The following is an 18,810-nucleotide window of genomic DNA, read 5'->3' as shown; positions in this document are numbered from 1 at the left end:
TGTCAATTATTCAATAAAGCTGTTAGCCATTTTATTGAAGAGGAGTGATTTTTATGATGAATTTACTAAAGTTTTCTGGTGTGTTGGGAATGGTTGCCGGCATGGTTTCACCGGCACTTGTCACATTTGCGGCTGTGCCGGCACAAGTTGGGGCAAAATCTTCTCAAGAAATGCTGATCAGTCTCAAATTTCCCAAGACATCAGATCGGGGTGCCCCAAGACGCACAGCCGGCGGAGGATCGCGGGGAGATGATTCTTCTTGTACAGATAGCAAAATGCCTTTAACGGCGTTGATGCCGACTCGTAATAATGTGGGAACAACGGCTGCCGGTAATCCTTCTTTCTTTTTCTTTGTTCCTAAAACAACGGCGAAACAAGCAGAATTTGTTTTAGTAAATGAGAAAGGGGAAGATGTTTATGTTAATACTTTTGCGATTGCAGATGCTGCCGGTGTCGTAAAAGTCAGCCTTCCCGAAACCACAGCTTTAGAAGTAGGAAAATACCATACATGGCAGTTTGCTTTAATCTGCAACGAGCAAGATCGTAAAAACGATGAATTTGTCCAAGGATTTATCCGGCGCAGCGAATTGAGTGCGGATATGAAACGCAAGCTAGAGAAGGCAACACCCCTAGAACAAGCAAAAATCTATGCAAACGCGAGAGTTTGGAATGAAACTGTCACAATTCTTGCTCAGTTGCGTGATAGTCAGCCGGCACAATGGGAACAATTATTAAAGTCAGTTGGGCTGCAAAAGTTCGCTTCTGAACCGTTTGCCCCATGCTGCACAGCGAAAAATTAATCACAATGCGGTTGTATGTGGACACCTTTTAAACGTCTTCTGTGGCAATGGCGCGGCGTATGGATTACTGCCCCCAGTATTGCGGCGTTAATCATCGTCCTCCGCGTTGCCGGCTTCTTGCAGCCGTGGGAATGGGGGGTTTTTGACCAATTTCTGCGCCTACGTTCCCCAGAAACGTCTGACAACCGCGTTGTAATTGTTGGTATTGATGAAGCTGATGTGAAAAACATTGGAGAAGCCAACTTTTCTGATGGAATTTATGCCAAGCTGATTAACAAACTAAAAGCGAGACAGCCGAGAGCAATTGGATTAGATATTTACCGCAATATACCTGTTGAACCGGGGCATAAAGAATTAGTTAAAGTTTTTAAATCTACGCCAACTTTAGTTGGTATCCAGAAAGTTATTGGAGATAGCAAAAGTGAGACAGTTGCCCCGCCAGAGGCGCTGCTAGAAAATAAACAGGCACAGGTGGGTGCAAATGATTTGCTGATTGATGCCGATGGGAAAGTGCGACGCAGCTTTTTTTTCGTGCCTGATGAAAAGGGGGAAACCGTCTACAGTTTAGGGCTACTTCTGGCAGGGTACTATTTAGAGAAGCAAGGCATTAGCCCAGAGCCGGTTGAAGGGACAGATAATTGGAAGTTAGGAAAAGCCGTTGTTGTTCCTTTTGAAGCAAATGATGGCGGCTATGTGCGAGCAGATGCCGGCGGGTATCAAATTTTATTAAATTATCGTGGATCGAGCCGGCACTTCAATACGGTTTCGATGAGCGATGTTTTGGAAGACAAGCTGCCACCAGATTGGGGGCGAGATCGGGTTATCTTAATTGGAAAATTCGGGCAGAGTTTTAATGATTCATTTTTAACGCCCTATAGTAGTGGTTTGCTCAGCCTGCCGGTGCCGATGAATGGGGTAGAAATTCACGCAAATTTAACCAGCCAAATACTCAGTGCTGCCCTTGATAATCGTCCATTAATTAAAAGTTGGTCGGAACCTTTAGAGGGGGTGTGGATTTTATTTTGGGCGGCTGCCGGTGCAACGCTGACTTGGCATTTGCGATATATCGGTGGGGTGAAATCTTTTTCTGTACGACGCACCGCAAGCCCCATTATTGGAGCCGGCATTTTAATGGGAATCAGTTATACGGCTTTGTTGTCGGGCTGGTGGATACCTGTGGTGCCACCTTTACTGGCGCTAGGCGGTTCAGTTATTGCAATCACCGCTTACATTGCCCGCACTGCCGGCGATATTCGTAAAACCTTTGGGCGTTACTTAACAGATGAGGTGGTTGCTAATTTATTAGAAAACCCCGAAGGTTTGAAAATGGGCGGAGAAAGGCGAAAAATTACAATCTTCACTTCAGATTTAAGAGGATTTACTGCCCTTTCCGAACGCTTACAGCCTGAAGAAGTGGTGAAAATTCTTAACTTTTATCTGGGCTGTATGGCAGATGAAATTACCCATTACCAAGGAACGATTGATGAGTTTATGGGTGATGGGATTTTAGTATTATTTGGTGCCCCCACCGGCAGAGAAGATGATGCGACAAGGGCAGTTGCCTGTGCGGTGGCGATGCAGTTGGCAATGACGCGGGTTAATGAAAAGATGCAAGAGTGGGGGTTGCCGGCATTGGAAATGGGGATTGGTATTAATACGGGTGAAGTGGTGGTAGGAAATATCGGTTCTGAGAAACGCACGAAATATGGCATTGTTGGCAGTCAAGTTAACCTGACTTACCGTATCGAATCTTATACCATCGGCGGTCAAATTTTGATTTCAGAACCAACCTTAAAAGAAGCCGGTGCAAGTGTTAAAATCGAAGGACAGCGCCAGGTAACGCCGAAAGGGGTGAAAGAGCCGATTACAATTTATGAAGTAGCCGGCATTGGCGAACCCTACAATCTTTTTCTGAAGAAAGATGAAGAGGAATTTTTTCCCCTTATGGAAGAACTCCCGATTCAGTACACGCTTCTGGAAGGAAAGGATGTTAGCGATAAACTGTTTCAGGGAAGTTTGGTAAAGCTTTCTGCAAAAGGCGCTGAGGTACTCTCACAGGAGTTAGTGCCGGCACCTTTAAGTAATATCAAGCTTAATTTATTAAAAGAAGCCGGTGAAGATATTTATGCAAAAGTTATAGAAAAGCCGGCAGATGCGGGAAGATTTTATATCCAGTTTACAGCCAAACCGCCGACTGTGGCCGCAAAACTTGATGCTCTCTACAAATCACTGGAAGCGTTGGGAAAGGGCAAGTAATTGTGAATGAGCTGAGTGTTCCATTGTGAGCGATTGCGAAAGATATTCCTTTATTCGATAGGCAGTGAAAATGAAGTTAATTTTCTTAGGCTCAGGGTCTGCTTTCACGGTTGGAGCCGATAATTTTCAATCAAATATGCTTTTAATTAGCGAAGAAAGGCATAAACTTTTAATTGATTGCGGTTCCGATATTCGGTTTTCTCTGCACGCTGCCGGTTTCTCACATCTGGATATTACTGATATCTATATCAGCCATTTACATACAGATCATGTCGGCGGGTTGGAATATATTGGCTTTGCTACAAAGTTTGACCCCAGATGTGAGCAACCCAATCTTTATCTGAGCAGTGCCTTATCGAATGAACTTTGGGAGAGAACACTGTCGGGTGGCATGAGGCACATTGAAGGTGAAATTGTTGATATCAACAGTTTTTTTAAAGTTAACAAAGTTGAACCGAATAATAGCTTTTATTGGCAAGAAATAGAATTTAAGCCGATTAAAGTCGTTCACATTAATAATGGCTATTATATCATGCCAAGCTTCGGCTTATTTTTTGAAATTGATAAAATTAAAGTCTTTATAACCACAGATACGCAACTTTGTCTAGAGCAGCTTGAAGAATTTTATGAGCAAGCGGAGATTATTTTTCAAGATTGTGAAACCTCAGCGTTTCCCACTAAAGTTCACGCCCACTATAATCAATTATTGAAGTTACCAGAAGCCATTAAACGTAAAATGTGGTTATACGGTTATCAACCGGGTGCGCTTCCGGATGCAAAAAAAGATGGATTTTGCGGGTTTGTGAAGCGAGGAGAGATCTTTGAGTTTTCAGACTTACTAATCACGTCAGCGAGTTTAAAGCCGACAAAATTGTAAATATACTCAAGTTGCGAGGGTGTGCCGGTACTCGTAAAAATAGAGTGAGACAATTTGCTTCGCATCCAGGAAAGGCACAAGCGCAGCCATACAAATAAAGTTCGCACAGACAAAAATCGAGTATAATCGATTTTCAAGTTTGTCTGGGCGGGCTTTGTCTGTATATCCCCTAATTTCAAGTTCTTGGGTTTCCTGCCAAGTCGAAATGTATATTCTGCCGGCACTTCTTGGAAAAGTATTAATTCAATGAATAACCTGTTGCAGCAACTATTTACAGAGCTTTATCAACGAATTACAGAACCCTTTAAAATTGGAGATTATTCGATCTCAATTTCGGCTGTAATTCAGCTATGTGTGTCGTTATTAATCCTTATCTTTATTTGCCGTACGCTTAAAAATTTCCTCAAGCGCCGGCTGCTGGTTAAAATGGGAATTGATGAGGGAAACCGCGAAGCGATCTCCACAATCATCAGTTATGCGGTTGGAACATTAGGCTTTATCATTGTTCTGCAAACAAGTGGTTTTAACCTGGCTTCTTTAGCAGTTGTAGCCGGCGGCTTAGGCGTTGGTATTGGTTTTGGGTTGCAGGATATCACAAAAAACTTTGTGAGTGGTCTGACTTTACTGATAGAACGAACCGTAAAAGTTGGAGATTTTGTTGAATTTGACAGTATTTCTGGCTATATCAAAGAAATTTCAATTCGCTCTACCATTATCCGAACCTTAGATGGTTGCGATGTCGTTGTTCCCAACAGTAAATTAGTTGAAAATCGCTTAACAAATTGGACTTATGAAAGCTTTTCAGGACGCATTCATATTCCCATAGGGGTTGCCTATGAAAGCGATCCGGTTTTAGTCACAGAAATTCTTTTAAAATCGGCTTACATGGAATCAAACATCTTACACGAGCCGGCACCTAAAGTTTTTTTTCAAGGATTCGGTGATAATTCTTTGAACTTTGACTTATGCGTGTGGGTGAACCGCATTGATAATAGACTTGCAGTGCGAAGTTCTTTAAACTTTATCATTGAATATAATCTGCGCCAGCAAGGTATTACAATTCCTTTCCCGCAAAGAGATTTGTGGTTACGAAATCCAGAAGTCTTGACCCCGTTATCACGTTATCAAGCAAATGGGCAAGAACCTCCACAGGTATCGCCTCCGCCAATATTCGGAGAAAATGGTCAAGAACCCTCACAAGTATCACCCCCACAAATCCTCAAGGAAACGGTAAAACCGGCCTCTGTCGTTGCCCCAATCAAACCCTTAGCACTCCGGGACTTATTGCGAGAAGTAACCTATTTTGAAAACTTTACTGACTTAGAACTACGGCAGCTCATTGAAAGTGGGTATCGAAAACGCTTGCGACCCTCAGAATTTTTATTTCATGAAGGTGACCCGGGGGATGCTTTCTATATCGTCCTTTCTGGATCGGTAGAAGTTTTTGTAGAGAAAATAAACAAACGTCTGGCAAATTTGGGGCCAGGTAAATTTTTTGGAGAACTTTCTTTAATGTTAGGAATTCCCCGCACCGCCTCAGTTCGGGGAGTAGAAGATAGCATTTTATTTGTGATTAACAATCAGAGTTTTGAAACGCTATTACGCGCCAATCCAGAATTAGCCGAGGTAATTGTCCAAGAGTTAGGAAAACACAAAGAAGAATTATCTCAACGACAGCAGCAATTGCGAGAAATGGGATTGGTGGATGCAGCGGAAGATGACAAAAATCCTGTGACTTGGGTTCGCAACCGACTGAAAAACCTGTTTAGTCTTTAACACTGGGAATAAGCAATCAGCCACTCGCAGAAGTTAGAAATCATGAACGTATTGAGCAACCCTTTTAAAATCACGCTTCACCTCAGCACAATGTTGGCATTAATCGGCAGTTTTTCTGCGTCCGCTCAAATTGTGCCAGATGCAACCTTACCGAATAATTCCGCTGTCAGTGTCGAAGGGCAAATCAATCGCATCACCGGCGGCACATCTGCCGGCAGCAATTTGTTCCACAGCTTCAGCTCATTTTCCCTCCCCACCGGCACCACTGCCCATTTTGATAGCGCCCTAGACATTCAAAACATCTTTTCGCGGGTAACTGGCAGCTCAATTTCCAATATCGATGGATTAATCCAAGCAAATGGCAGCGCTAACTTATTTTTAATTAACCCCAACGGGATAATTTTTGGCCCGAATGCAAGGCTAAATATTGGCGGCTCATTTCTGGCAAGTACGGCCAATAGTATTGTTTTTAACGATAGCAGTCTTTTCAGCGCCAAAAATCCTCAAGCCCCACCTTTATTAACCGTTAATGTGCCTATTGGCTTGCAATTCGGCTCAAACCCGGGCAGTATTGCCGTGCAAGGGCAGGGACTTAATCAACCGGATACAGGGGACGACATCCAAGCTGAGATCGCCTTTCAACAAAGCGTTTTAGAAAGTCCCATTGGGCTGGGGGTGCAACCGGCAAGAACTCTGGCACTTGTTGGGGGCGATATAACATTTTCTGGCGGCTTATTAAAAGCGCCGGCAGGACGAATTGAACTGGGGAGTGTGAGGGATAACAGTAGTGTCAGCCTGACGCCAACCGGCACAGGTTTTGCATTGGGATATGAAAACGTTGCAACCTTTAAAGATATCCAAGCCAGCGGACAATCTGCTGTTTTTGCCAGTGGAGAAGGCGGCGGTGATATCCAACTAGCCGGTAGACGTATCCAACTGTCCGAGGGATCGCAAATTCAAGCTTCAACCTTGGGGGCGCAACCAGGGGGAAATGTGAGAGTTCGCGCGGCTGAGTCAGTATTTGTGAGTGGCACATCCGCAGATGGGGAAACACCCAGCAGTTTCGTAGCGGGAACGTTTAGCACCGGCAACGCTGGCAATGTGAGAATCGAAACCGGCCAATTAGTTCTCCGTGATGGGGGGGTAATAGGCGTTGCTTCTCTCAGTGAGGGAGATGCCGGCAATGTGACAGTACGCGCCACCGAAAGTGTAGAAATCACCGGCAACCCAACAGATGGGGAGATACCCAGCGCTTTAGTGGCACTAACAAATGGCAGCGGCAATGCCGGCGACGTGACCATTGAAACCAGGCAATTAACAGTTCGTGATGGGGCAGTCATCACGGCTGGTACTGAAAGCAATGGAAACGCCGGCAATGTGACAGTACGCGCCACCGAAAGCGTAGAAATCATCGGCAGCGCAGCAGATGGGGAGATAAACAGCAGTTTAGCGGCAACAACGACTGGCATCGGCGATGCCGGCGACGTAACCATTGAAACCAAGCAATTAACGGTTCGCAATGGGGCGATCATCGGAGCCGCGACTGGAAGCGAGGGAAATGCAGGAAATGTAACGGTACGTGCTACCGACAGTGTAGAAATCATCGGCATTTCACCTGATGGGGAAACAAGCAGCGGCTTAGTGGCATCAACTTCTGGCATCGGCAATGCCGGCAACCTGACCATTGAAACCGGCCAATTAACGATCCTCGCTGGGGGTGCCGCAAACGCTGCAACGTTTAGTTCTGGTGAAGGGGGAAATGTAATCATCCGCGCCACCGAAAGCGTAGAAATCACCGGCATCTCAACAAATGGGTTGGCACCCAGCCGCTTAACCACTCAAACTTTCGCTAGCGGCAATGCCGGCAACATCAGCATCGAAACCGGGCGCTTAACCCTTCAAGATGGGGCACAAATTCAACTAGGCGCTGAGTTCGCCACTACGGGAAATGCGGGAAATTTGACAATCCGCGCCACGGAGAGTATACAAATGACCGGCACCTCACCGGATGGGGAAAAACTCAGCGGTTTAGTCGCAGGAACGTTTGGTGCAGGCAATGCCGGGGACGTAACCCTTGAAACCGGCCAATTAACGGTTCAAAATGGCGCACAAATCGCAATGGGAACTTTCGGCGCGGGAAATGGCGGAAATTTGACACTTCGCGCCCCCGGCAACGTAGACATTAGCAGCGGCGGCAGCATCTTTGCTGGAACATTAGGTGCCGGCAATGCAGGTAGCGCGACAATTGAAACTCGCCAATTAACGGTTAGCGATGGGGGGTTAGTCTTTGTGGGCACACTTCCCACAAGTGAAGGGCAAGGGGGAAATTTAACGGTTCGCGCCACCGACTCGATAGAATTAAATGGCGCTTCAGCCGATAAATTGGGTAACACCGGCTTAGTTGCTTATACATTTGGTTTCGGAGATGCCGGCGATGTCACCATTGAAACGCGACGGTTAGTTGTTCGCAATGGTGCACAGGTAAGCGTTGGCACTTTGAGTTTTGGCCCCTCTAGTAATGCCCAGGGGGGGAATTTAACAGTCCGCGCCACCGACTCTGTAGAATTAATCGGCACCTCACCCGATGGGCAGTCTCCCAGTGGTTTAAGCGCTGCCACTAACACTGCTGGAGATGCCGGTGATGTAATCGTTAACACCCAACGTTTAGTAATTGGGGATGGCGCACAAATAACTGTAAACGGTTTGGGTTCTGGAAATCCTGGCAGCATTGATATTACAAGTGGCGATATGCGTCTTTTTAACCAGGGAAAACTCACCGCTACCTCTGAAACCGGCAAAGGCGGAAATATTACCTTACGCGCCGGCAACATTCAACTACGCCATAACAGCGAAATCTCAGCCACCGGCAGCCAAACCGGCAATCTCACCACAGAAGGCAATATTACTATTGAGCCGGTGACGCTGGTGCTGCTGGAAGGAAGCCGCATCATCACCAATGCCGGCGATCCTGGGGGCGGTAGTAATATTACGATTAATCCTTTCGCCGGCTCAGATCTAGCCGTCTTTAAATCCCCAGATAGCATTATCAACGCCGTTGGAGATTTAAATATTCAGGGCAATGTCAGTGTGCAGCCGGCAGACGTTCCTGAAGTCGAAGTTACCAATATTGAAGGGCTAATTTCTGCCGGCTGTGAAGACGTTGCCGGTAGCGAATTTATTGTAACCGGACGCGGTGGTTTACCGCCCAACCCCAGCGCCCCTCTTAGCAGCAATACTGCCCTTGTGGAGTGGGCAACGCGAGATGCCGGTGCGGATGAGTTGAGCAAACAACCCTCTACAACCCCATCTGCCCCTACCACCCAAACTCCCCTTGTCGAAGCGCAAGGTTGGATCGTTGCAGCCGATGGCACAATCACCTTAACAGCCGAAGCCCCAACCACCACGCCTCACAGTCTCGGATTTACCCATCCGTCCTGTCAGAATTAGTCGTAATTTTTGTAATAGATTCAGCCTATCCAAATTCACAACTACAACCAATTTCCTACCATAACAAAAGCTGCCCAAAAATAAGGGTGAGACAATTTCTCGTTTAACAAAACCGCTTCTTGAGCGCGACGCAAAGCTTCAGCTTTCGTTACTTTGCTATTCGCTAACTCTTGGTAAAATTCAGTCATCAAAACAGCAGTTGCCTCATCACTGACATACCACAAAGACGCCACTGTACTCCGTGCGCCGGCTCTCACAGCCACACCCGCCAACCCTAAAGCCGCTCGATTATCTCCCGCCGCAGTTTTACAAGCACTTAAAACAAGTAATTCAATGGGCTTATTTTGCCCAGTTTCGCTACGAAGAAGGCTATCTAATTCCTTGGCATTAATCTGTCCATCCCAAGTGAGAATAAATGTATCTTTTGCTTGAGAACTGAATTCGCCATGAGTTGCTAAGTGAACTACAGAAAACGGAATAGATTGAACATTTTTTTCAAAATTAAACTTGCTAAAAGATTCATTTAAAAGAATTTTAGTAGACGCTTCTACTTGAATTTGATCTAATTCCGATTCAACATGAGGAAGTGAAGAAAAGCCTTGACGTGCTTCCGTCAAACCGGCAGCTAATATATTCAAGTTTTCCCTCGCCAAAGGATTCGCTTCTAGCAATTGCAAGCCCGGAGTTAACGCCACACTATACTTTTGAACCAAATATTGCTCACCATCATAAAGAGCAGCGATGGGAATATTTCTAAATCCTCCATCTAAAACAAATACCAGGGTATTTACCCCACTGCCGGCTAACTCAGCTTCAATCGGACGAATTAACCAATCATAGACTTTCTGTGAAGGTGTTAAAAACCGTTTTATCGAAAGTTGCATTCGAGGATTTGTAATCGTATCGCGCAATTCCTTAAGAGTTGCTTCAACAGTTTCCTGGGGTAATTGGGTAGTATAATGTTTTAGCGGTTGACCCGGTAAAGCCAGAATAACTTCTAATCGCTCCTTCAGAATAATCGTATAAAAAACTGCCGCATTAGAATCAACTTGGTCGATCTGAATCGGCTTGACATCTAAACAAGCATCCCGGAAGAAATTATCTAACTCAGCGAGTTGTAGCGATTCAATTACCTGTCTGGCTTGAATTAAGGCAGATTGCTCTACATTAGCTGCCGGTTGCAACAGCAGTCCCACTAACTCGCGGTAGACAGGTTCAACACTTTCTCTAAAAGAAAACTGAACATCTGAATTAATCGCAACTAAATCATTGCGTAAAGACTGAAGCGTACTGACAGATTGGCTATAAGCTGCAATTGCGCCTTCTCGATTTCCTTGCTCTTTTAAAATTCTTCCCATCTGCCAATGCCACTGATAAGTAATATCAGAAGCATTAATTGATTGCGCTAAAAGTAACGCTTTTTCTGTTAGACTTTTTCCTTCTTTCCACTGCCTATTCTGTTCGTACACCCTCCCCAAATTCCCCAAGGCGTAAGCCTCTGCTCTTTTGTCTTCCAGGCTTTGAGCTTGCTGCACAGCAGTCGCTAATATTTCAGCCGCGTTTCGTGTTCCTTCGGTTGTGGCGTTTCCCATTTTCATCAAACTTCGCGCCAGATTAATTTGAGCGTAAATTGTTGGCCTGCTAGGAGGCAAATTAATAATTTTTGATTGAATTTCTGAAATTAAATTTTGAGCGTCTGCGCTTCGATCTTCTTCTATTAATAAACTCAGTTGATTCAGTTGCGCCTCAACTTGAATCTCCACTGAGGAAGATGCTGTAACAGCACGTTGATAAAACTCTAAAGACTCGTCAGATTTTTCCTGCACTCTCGCTGTATTTCCTAAGCTGAGAAGTGTGCCGGCAGCCGCTTCCCCCAACTGCAATCTTTCACTAATTCCCAAACTTTTCTGCAAAACTTCTTGAGATTGATTCAAATCTCCCACAACCCGCAACGCATCACCCAAGCTTTGCAATCCTTTTGCTTTAACCGGCGAATCTGGTTGCACTTGAAGAATTTCTCTAACTTCAGTCAAGGTTTTAATCGCCTGCCGGTATAGTCCCAGCGTTTGCAGTGTTTGAGCTTGGTTAATTCGAGTTTTAGTAACTCCGCTTATATCGCCAATTTCTTTATAAGTGTTTGCAGCTTTTTTCCAAGTCTCTAGCGCTTCTTCCAATTTGCCGGCAGAGAGTTGCAACTGTCCTTGAACCTCTAAAATTTGAGCAAAAAGTTTTGTCTTTCCTCGTGTTTCTTGCAATTCTTGGAGGTGTTGAAAGCTTTGTTTAATCGCTTCAGTAGCTTTTGACCGCTCGCCCGTTGCGTGATAAACTAATGCTAAATTTCTTAACGTCCTCGCCTCGCCTAATTTATCCTCAATGACTGCGTAATTACCTTGCAATTGCTGCAATAATACGCTTGCTTCGGCAAACCGGCCTGTTTCATAAAGTTGTTGGGTTTGCTGTTCTAATCTATCTAATTCATTGACCGGCTGCGCGGCCTCAGTTTTGGCTTGAAGCAAGACTTCTTGAGCATTTACCGGCACTTGTACTAATTCAGAACTTGCGGATAACAGCACAAAACTTACCAAGCATAGTAAAAGTTTCATAAAATTTATTGGGTACGGGTAAATGTAAATAATTCTCGCGTCTCGGTTGGGGAAAAGTTTACAATAGCATTCCCTGAGCCATTGAGTTGTTTGAGGCGTGAGGAAACTTAAAAGCAACCACACAAGAATGACCCTTGCAGCCATCCCCCGACAAGGTGATTTTATTTAAAAGCCTAAACAAGCCTGTGCAATCAAGGGCGATGTTTGTGTGAATTTATATAAAGTTGAAATAGGGTTGCAATAGATGGATGATATTAACTCCTATTATTGAAAGAATTTTTAACCTTAATATCCATGCATCCAAAATATAAAAGAAACCGCACAATTTTTGATCGTGGGGATCTTCCTTTAGACTTGTGAGCGGTTTGAGTCTGTGGGTAGATAGACAGATTGGAATAAGTCGCTATTATTTTACTTAAGAAGGGCATTTTGACTGCCCTTTTTATGTATATGCTAAATGTTCAAAGGGATTGTTGAAATCTCTGCAATAATCATTCAATGGAGGACAAGAAATTTTGATGGACTTACTCGCAGTCGTACAATCAACCATTACCGACACAGCAGCACCGGGAACCTCTAAGCTCATCGTTATGGGGATTTGCAATATTTTGGCATTGCTGGTTCTTCCCCGCGTGATTAAGTATCCGAAAGTTGGCCCTAAAATGGTTTTGCCGTTTCCCTCAGCTTTCAATAACCCCAGTGTTGGAGCGTTTTTGGCTTCAACAAGCGCGGGTCATTTGCTGGGAACGGCGGCGATTTTGGCGCTAAGTAGCTCCGGTGCTCTTTAGACATCCTCACGCCATTATTTTAGCAAAACAAATAGTTGATAAAGGGGTAAGTGCCAAGCGCTTACCCCTTAAGTTTTTAGGTCGGCTATATATGAGGGTCAATTCTTAAAACTTGCCAGCAAATTTTAATGACCGGCAGCTTATAGCAAGCCGATTTAACCGTCACTCATCCTCAATTAAATCTCCCCTCAAATCCCCCGAATTATTAAGCATCTGAGGTGCAACAGCAGGATTGTTGATAGTTTCTCTAGGGTCTGGTGTGTAGCCACCGGCATAGATCAGATCTTCTGCTGGATTTACCATATCTTCCGCAGAAACTTTTTTTTCTTCTGGCTCACTTTTGCGCTCAGACGGTTCGTTTGACATTTCACGACTCCTGGCAACAATTTCAAAATAATTAAACAAAACCCCTCACTCAAATCCCCCCATTAAACGGGAGTAGAGAAGGGGTTTTTAACGAAATTTAATCTGCATCGGCTGGTTGCTTTTTATGTACCCAAACGCTTACTCCCGGCGTTCTGAATAATCTTCAGACGACGTTGGATCTAACTCCCATCGGCTGTCATCACGCTCCTCAAGAATTTCTGTGGTTCTCAGAAATGCGCGATCATCCATTTCTAGACCAACAGCCGCACCCAACTCATCCACAACATTTTGATCCGGCGTAGCAACTGTTCCACCCACAGCTTCCTCACCCACCGCATCAGCCTGTTCCCAAGCAGCATCAACATCTCCCCCAGAAAGTTTTGGGGAAGTGGATGTGTAATTGCTCAATTCCTCGCGCATCATGCGCCGCCCTTGTTCGAGTCCGGGCACTTTAGGAATGCCGCTGTCTGCCGGCGTATTTTGATGCGGCACGGCCTCGAAATCAGAATCGCTGGCGGTATCTGTTGCTTCTTGATCAGCTTTATTTGCCATACTTCTCACTCCTTATCCTCTTTCAGCTTAAGTTCAAATCACCAAAGCCGATCTATCCCTTTAGAATGAAACCGATCTATTTCTTTTGAGTGAAGGGAACCAATGGCAAACAGACTTAGGCTAAAAGAAACAAAGATTTGAAAAAGTTTCCGAAATTCAATCGGGTAGAAAACACAGATTTATAAGGAAGTTAGCCTGGAGATTATCAGGTCAGAAAGAGCGGGAGAGTTTCCCATCTGTAACCTAACAGCTACAGGAATTGCTCCAGTGCTAACTGCTGAGATAGCTAATATCAGCTCAGTGTAAAGGCAAAAACAACAGTAAGAGGAAAACTCATGACACCCAACAATAAAGCGAACACAAAACGCGTTGCTATCCTCATTGAAAACGCGGTTGAGGATGCAGAATTTCAGATTCCTTATAAAGCGATGCAGATGGCGGGGTTCGAGACAGTTGTGCTGGGTTCTCGCATGAATGAAGCCTACAAAGGCAAGCAGGGAAAAGTTTCGATGAAACCCGATGGAACCACAACGGAAGCTCGCGCTGAAGATTTCGATGCAGTGATTATTCCCGGCGGGATGGCACCTGATTTTATGCGGAAAAATCCCAATACTGTCCGGTTTGTGCAGCAGCTAATGGCGCAAGGGAAAGTTGTGGCTTCGGTTTGCCACGGTCCCCAAGTTTTAATTGAAGGCGACTTGCTCAAGGGTAGAAACGCCACCGGCTTTATCTCCATTCGCAAGGATATGGAAAATGCCGGCGCGAACTACATTGATGAGCCGTTAGTGGTGGATGGTAACTTGATCACCTCCCGGCTGCCTGGAGATTTAGCCATTTTTACCACCGCAATTCTCAGCCGGCTTGGTTATGGCGGCAAAGAAGCAGCGCTGCCGGCAGAAACTGATGCCACTGCCGAATGGTGGAAACTGGCGGATTCTTGGGGCGGCTCAACCAAGGGCGAAATTGTCAGCGCGATCAACACCGCACTGGCAGGTGAACGTTACTCCCACGAAGCATTCGAGCAATACCTTAGCAAAACTTCCGACACCGGCTTTTCTGCCCTGCTGCGGGAGATGATTCAGAATAAGCGCTATCACATCCAACTGCTAGAAGCGCGACTCGATGCGTTTGGCGAAAAACCCTCCTTGCAGGCAAAAGCAGCTGAACCTTTGGCTAAGTTAAACGCCGCTTTAAAAGGAAGCGACGAAATGGATCTGCTGCGCCGCACCCTCGGCGATGTCCAAACCGGCGTGGTCGATTTGTACAAACTTTATATGATGCTGACTGATCCGATAACCGTGGCGCTGTTCCGAAAAATTGAAGTGGATCTCGCTCAATATGAACAACGAGTTGCAGCATTTTACCACCAGCGCTATGGATCAGAAACCCTCAAGCCGGCCAAACCGACAACGGGTGCAATCCTTGGCTAAGACATTTAAGCCGGCGGCAAGTGTGTAAAAAGCAGCACATTACCGTCCTCAAACTTGTGGCTCCAGATTGGGAGAAGGCTTCTTCTTCCAATCTTTTCTTGTAAAGCCATCTTTAGACAAGCCGCTCACCGCTTTGTTGAAGCGTTGTCGGTACAAATCATTCTCAAGAATGAGGGCAGCCGAACAATTAAATGGCAATATATTACAACGACGCCGATATGATAACTTCTATTGCCCACCCTTCATTGCATGAATTATTTGTCTAGTTCCTCTCAGAATAAAACCGACTGTATTCTCGTTGTAGATGACTCTCCCGATAATGTCTTGCTAGTTCAGACAATTCTGGAAGAAGAGGGATACGACATTGTTACAGCCGAGAATGGCAGTTCTGCCTTAGCCATTATTGAACAGTCTCCCCCAGATTTAGTGCTGCTAGATGTGATGATGCCGGGGATGGATGGCTACGAAGTCACTAGGCGCGTTCGTCAGAATGCGAAGTTACCATTTATACCGATCTTGCTGATCACAGCCTACGACCAATCTAGTCTTGTGCAGGGCTTAGATATGGGGGCGGACGATTTTATTCGCAAGCCGGTGGAACTCGATGAACTGCTAGCGCGAGTCCGATCATTACTGCGGCTCAAGCATAGCGTTGACGAACGCGATCAGATCGCCCGCCAGCGGGAAGATTTTGTCTCTAGGCTCACCCACGACTTGCGAACCCCCCTGGTGGCAGCCAATCAAATGCTCAATTTACTGCAGCAAGGAGCCTTGGGAGAAATCACGCCCCAATGTGCGGAAGTGTTTTCTACAATGGCTCGCAGCAACCAAAACTTGCTGAGTATGGTGAATATATTGTTGGAGGTTTATCGTTATGAAGCCGGTCGTAAAAATCTCAACTTTTTTCCAGTTGATCTAAAACAACTGATCGGGGAAGTCTCCCAAGAATTAACTCCCTTAGCCGATTCTAAAAGTCTGAGTTTGAATTTACACCTAGATGGAGATGGAGAAAAGACCCCTGGCGGAGGGGGTGCTGTCATGGGTGATCGCCTGGAACTACACCGGCTTTTTACGAATTTAATCGCCAATGCGATTCAATACACTGATACTGGGTCAATTGATGTCCGCCTGGTTGCTAAACCTATAGCCAAATCTGAGCCTCGGTTGGTGACGGTTGAGGTACAAGACACCGGCGTTGGGATCGCGATGGATGACCAAGTGAAATTATTTGAACGCTTCCGCCAAGCCACCCACAAACGTGGAGGTAGCGGCTTGGGGCTGCACCTATCTCGCCAGATTGTAGAAGCTCATCAAGGCACCATTGATGTGATTTCTGAGGTGGGTAAAGGTAGTGTGTTTATTGTCCGCTTGCCCGCAGCGTCGGCTACTTGAGTGAAAGATCGTCTCGATTAATCAACTGATTCATGTCAAGTTCATGAATCGGGAGAGCTACTAAACTTAATCGATGGGGCCGACCAATTCGCGAGATCGGGCACCAACCGCATTAACTTTGGCCAAATTTCATCGTTAAGCCACAAGACCAGCGGAAATGGAAAGCTTTTACGAAACTCTGGACGAACTAGATTGGCAGAGGTCAGAACTTCATCCAAAGCGCTCACCGACTCCAAGCCAAATATCATTAATGCTTGTGGCTGTTCATCCCCCAATTCTGTTTTGATACTTGTGAAAAGAGTTTTTACAGATGCCGGCAGCACTAACTCTCGAATGGGCAGATGAGACAGTTCTCGCAGCCGGTGCCTCATTCGCTCTCGCAAACTCGCCTCGTTGCAGCGCACCAAAATCAGCGAAAATTCCCCTTTTGGAGAAAGGTGGATCGCCCGCACCAGTGTTCTCAACGATTGCTCGTTGTAACCGGCTATATCTGTGACACTTTCGGGCCACGCTTCGCTATCAGGTGGGTGCGGGTCAGCCATATTGTTGCGCGTCTTGGGTTCAGTCGGAAAGACAGAACGATAAGTGTGTAAAGGCGAACACAAAATATCACTTAGTTCAAAGTCTTAATTTAGAGACGACTCAGCACTAAGCAATTTTGCGTAATGGTAAAAGAATACACTTCGTGCGACCTGCGAACATACCCATCACAAATGCTTGGCATATATTTTCACAAGATCGCACGCGTGCACGTATTCGCCCAACTGTTAACTCTGGCCGGCACTTAATTAGCAAACCTCTGGCAATCGAACCTCAGCCGTTGACTGAGCTGTGTAGGGCTGCCGGCAGGCTACCGCCAACTTCTGTGCTTAAAAAAAGACTTTACCCAGAAGTCTCCTGCATCTGTCTTTGCCAAGACTTGAACTTTTCCGCCTCTGCCAGCGCCGGATTGATCCAGTACCAGCGCCCCATATCATCGCGGTATTCAAACAAAAACATACTGCGTAACATCATTTGGTAGTGTTCCTCTCCAATGACGCTTTGCTGTTGCACTGCTTGAAAAAGCAACTCCCACTCCTCATCTGTAATCGCTGCAATTAAATCATCACGGTATTCTTTAATCACATTTTCGACACAGGCGCGGGAGAAAGGGGGATCTTCTTGCTGCAAGCAACTAAACAGCAGAGCCAGCAAGTTACGCACATGGCCTCCACTAACCCGGCAGACCCGATCTAAGGTTTCGGGGCTGTCAAACACCTGCGAGATTAACTCAATCCGTTGCTCTGCCGGCACATCGGGAAACGCTCGGCTCAGAACCATCTGTCGCAGCAGAGACATTCCTATGTCAAAATCACTGCTATCGCGGCACCGCATCGGCACGAGAGGCAGTACCTTCGGTTTTACTCCAAATCGACTGGTTAGCCTTCCCAAGTCATTGGAGAAAATTAAAGCCAGGGGAATAGTGTAAACCAAATGGCAATTGAGTTTTCGTAGCGGTTCGCCCCGATCCACAAACAGATGTTCTGGCTGGGTGCGACCTGTAGGTTTGAGAAAACTGTCCACGCGGTCGAGGTTATCGACAATTACCACCAGTCCTTGTTTGCCTTGGCGTTTGAGTTGCTCGGTGGCCGGCCCGAGCAGCTCATTGTTAATGGCGTTGAGGATGCTATTGGTGCGGGGTTCTAAATATTGCCTCAACTCCGAGCGAAGTTTGGGGCTATCTTTGGCTTTGGCTGTAATTTTGCCAATGCCTCCTGGTAGAGAAAATCCCAATTCACCCTCGCCGGCACTGATGCTGCCGACTCCGGGAATTGCCGCTTCACCGCTCAGCTCGATGGGCGTTTGCAAAAAGTCTGCCGCTCCTTTGAGCAGCGCTTTGAAGCCTTGAGGCTGCACATCGACCCTAACCTTTTCCAAGCTTTCACTGACTTGACGGGCAATGGCCAGCAAGATATCGCTGATATCCACGTCCGCCATGTCTAAGTCTTGAGAAGACTCGAAATAAACGACATGGAAGTTTTTCTGTTCTAGCTCGTCTTTGAGCCGCAACAGTTCGGTAGACTTGCCACAACCGATGTGCCCGGTAAACAGCTGGCAGGTCGGGTCATCACCGGCTAGCAGAGTGATGGTTCTGCTGAGTTCCCGAATGATGTTGCCCCCTCGCACCGAGGAAAAATCAATGTAGTATTTACGATCTTCCTGATTTTTCAGATCGAGGGTTTTAGAGGGGTTACAGGCTGCATAAAATCTTCGCAAATCCAGAAAATCCTGGCTCATCAAAACTTACTCTCATCCGTGCGCTGTTTTGGTAAATCAAAGTATAGGCTGCATCTTCCCCCTCGCCCAGGATGTCTCTACCCCCTCTTTCCTCTATTTGATAGCGCCACAATGATGAGTGTGAGGGTACAGAAGCGGGTTTGCGGGTTTTGAGATTGTTAAAAATTTTACACACCAAAGCCGGATGAGCCTGCTGGGTTCGTTACCGCTGCATCGATTGATTGGGGCTGATCCCCGCTTTTAGAG

General features: G+C 46.0%; 13 protein-coding genes. 8 read left to right on the top strand and 5 right to left on the bottom strand.

Features of this window, described 5'->3' with window-relative positions; all coding sequences use genetic code 11:
* Positions 1-53: 53 nt before the first annotated feature.
* From H6F56_RS19930 to H6F56_RS19910, 5 genes are all read left to right on the top strand, one after another.
* Positions 54-800 carry a DUF928 domain-containing protein gene (locus tag H6F56_RS19930; RefSeq protein ID WP_190671643.1) on the top strand — a complete coding sequence of 249 codons (747 nt, stop codon included), beginning with the start codon at positions 54-56 and terminating at the stop codon, positions 798-800.
* A gap of 15 nt (positions 801-815) precedes the next feature.
* Positions 816-3,056 carry a CHASE2 domain-containing protein gene (locus tag H6F56_RS19925; RefSeq protein ID WP_190671641.1) on the top strand — a complete coding sequence of 747 codons (2,241 nt, stop codon included), beginning with the start codon at positions 816-818 and terminating at the stop codon, positions 3,054-3,056.
* Between the two features lie 70 nt (positions 3,057-3,126).
* Positions 3,127-3,933, top strand: coding sequence for an MBL fold metallo-hydrolase (locus H6F56_RS19920; RefSeq protein WP_190671639.1), 807 nt, complete (start codon positions 3,127-3,129; stop codon positions 3,931-3,933).
* Between the two features lie 246 nt (positions 3,934-4,179).
* Positions 4,180-5,709 carry a mechanosensitive ion channel domain-containing protein gene (locus tag H6F56_RS19915; protein ID WP_190671637.1) on the top strand — a complete coding sequence of 510 codons (1,530 nt, stop codon included), beginning with the start codon at positions 4,180-4,182 and terminating at the stop codon, positions 5,707-5,709.
* A gap of 42 nt (positions 5,710-5,751) precedes the next feature.
* Positions 5,752-9,156: a filamentous hemagglutinin N-terminal domain-containing protein gene (locus tag H6F56_RS19910; RefSeq protein ID WP_190671635.1), complete on the top strand. Its 3,405-nt coding sequence runs from the start codon at positions 5,752-5,754 to the stop codon at positions 9,154-9,156.
* A 41-nt stretch (positions 9,157-9,197) separates the two neighbouring features.
* On the opposite strand, the gene H6F56_RS19905 is transcribed toward H6F56_RS19910, so the two are convergent.
* Positions 9,198-11,759, bottom strand: a complete 2,562-nt coding sequence (locus H6F56_RS19905) for a CHAT domain-containing protein (protein WP_190671633.1) — start codon at positions 11,757-11,759, stop codon at positions 9,198-9,200.
* Positions 11,760-12,277: 518 nt separating this feature from the next.
* On the opposite strand from H6F56_RS19905, the gene H6F56_RS19900 reads away from it, so the two are divergent.
* A complete protein-coding gene (locus H6F56_RS19900; RefSeq protein WP_190671631.1) occupies positions 12,278-12,547 on the top strand; it encodes a photosystem I reaction center subunit PsaK in 270 nt (89 codons plus the stop codon).
* Between the two features lie 162 nt (positions 12,548-12,709).
* On the opposite strand, the gene H6F56_RS19895 is transcribed toward H6F56_RS19900, so the two are convergent.
* Both H6F56_RS19895 and H6F56_RS19890 read right to left on the bottom strand, forming a co-directional pair.
* Entirely contained in the window at positions 12,710-12,913 is a 204-nt protein-coding gene (locus tag H6F56_RS19895; RefSeq protein ID WP_190671629.1) for a hypothetical protein, read from the bottom strand.
* Positions 12,914-13,051: 138 nt separating this feature from the next.
* Complete coding sequence (locus tag H6F56_RS19890) at positions 13,052-13,465, bottom strand: DUF6335 family protein (RefSeq protein WP_190671627.1); 414 nt, start codon at positions 13,463-13,465, stop codon at positions 13,052-13,054.
* A 335-nt stretch (positions 13,466-13,800) separates the two neighbouring features.
* Here H6F56_RS19890 and H6F56_RS19885 point away from each other — a divergent pair, with 335 nt between their 5' ends.
* Together H6F56_RS19885 and H6F56_RS19880 are read left to right on the top strand one after the other, a co-directional pair.
* The gene (locus H6F56_RS19885) at positions 13,801-14,895 is read left to right on the top strand and encodes a DJ-1/PfpI/YhbO family deglycase/protease (protein ID WP_190671625.1); all 1,095 of its coding nucleotides are present in this window, start codon (positions 13,801-13,803) and stop codon (positions 14,893-14,895) included.
* 249 nt (positions 14,896-15,144) lie between these two features.
* Positions 15,145-16,287 (top strand): sensor histidine kinase, encoded by a 1,143-nt coding sequence (locus H6F56_RS19880; protein WP_190671623.1) that lies wholly within the window; start codon positions 15,145-15,147, stop codon positions 16,285-16,287.
* Between the two features lie 41 nt (positions 16,288-16,328).
* On the opposite strand, the gene H6F56_RS19875 is transcribed toward H6F56_RS19880, so the two are convergent.
* Positions 16,329-16,829 (bottom strand): hypothetical protein, encoded by a 501-nt coding sequence (locus H6F56_RS19875; RefSeq protein WP_190671621.1) that lies wholly within the window; start codon positions 16,827-16,829, stop codon positions 16,329-16,331.
* A gap of 340 nt (positions 16,830-17,169) precedes the next feature.
* A complete protein-coding gene (locus tag H6F56_RS19870) occupies positions 17,170-18,564 on the bottom strand; it encodes a P-loop NTPase fold protein (RefSeq protein ID WP_190671619.1) in 1,395 nt (464 codons plus the stop codon).
* Between the last annotated feature and the right edge of the window lie 246 nt (positions 18,565-18,810).

The organism is Microcoleus sp. FACHB-672 (genome assembly GCF_014695725.1).
In the GTDB taxonomy this organism is placed as follows: domain Bacteria; phylum Cyanobacteriota; class Cyanobacteriia; order Cyanobacteriales; family Oscillatoriaceae; genus FACHB-68.
The sequence above is the reverse complement of the archived record's forward strand: the minus strand, read 5'-3'. Positions and strand labels throughout refer to the sequence as shown.

Coding starts and splice junctions, on each gene's coding strand:
- H6F56_RS19930 (WP_190671643.1), top strand. CDS start 54: ATGATGAATTTACTAAAGTTTTCTGGTGTGTTGGGAATGGTTGCCGGC.
- H6F56_RS19925 (WP_190671641.1), top strand. CDS start 816: ATGTGGACACCTTTTAAACGTCTTCTGTGGCAATGGCGCGGCGTATGG.
- H6F56_RS19920 (WP_190671639.1), top strand. CDS start 3,127: ATGAAGTTAATTTTCTTAGGCTCAGGGTCTGCTTTCACGGTTGGAGCC.
- H6F56_RS19915 (WP_190671637.1), top strand. CDS start 4,180: ATGAATAACCTGTTGCAGCAACTATTTACAGAGCTTTATCAACGAATT.
- H6F56_RS19910 (WP_190671635.1), top strand. CDS start 5,752: ATGAACGTATTGAGCAACCCTTTTAAAATCACGCTTCACCTCAGCACA.
- H6F56_RS19905 (WP_190671633.1), bottom strand. CDS start 11,759: ATGAAACTTTTACTATGCTTGGTAAGTTTTGTGCTGTTATCCGCAAGT.
- H6F56_RS19900 (WP_190671631.1), top strand. CDS start 12,278: ATGGACTTACTCGCAGTCGTACAATCAACCATTACCGACACAGCAGCA.
- H6F56_RS19895 (WP_190671629.1), bottom strand. CDS start 12,913: ATGTCAAACGAACCGTCTGAGCGCAAAAGTGAGCCAGAAGAAAAAAAA.
- H6F56_RS19890 (WP_190671627.1), bottom strand. CDS start 13,465: ATGGCAAATAAAGCTGATCAAGAAGCAACAGATACCGCCAGCGATTCT.
- H6F56_RS19885 (WP_190671625.1), top strand. CDS start 13,801: ATGACACCCAACAATAAAGCGAACACAAAACGCGTTGCTATCCTCATT.
- H6F56_RS19880 (WP_190671623.1), top strand. CDS start 15,145: ATGAATTATTTGTCTAGTTCCTCTCAGAATAAAACCGACTGTATTCTC.
- H6F56_RS19875 (WP_190671621.1), bottom strand. CDS start 16,829: ATGGCTGACCCGCACCCACCTGATAGCGAAGCGTGGCCCGAAAGTGTC.
- H6F56_RS19870 (WP_190671619.1), bottom strand. CDS start 18,564: ATGAGCCAGGATTTTCTGGATTTGCGAAGATTTTATGCAGCCTGTAAC.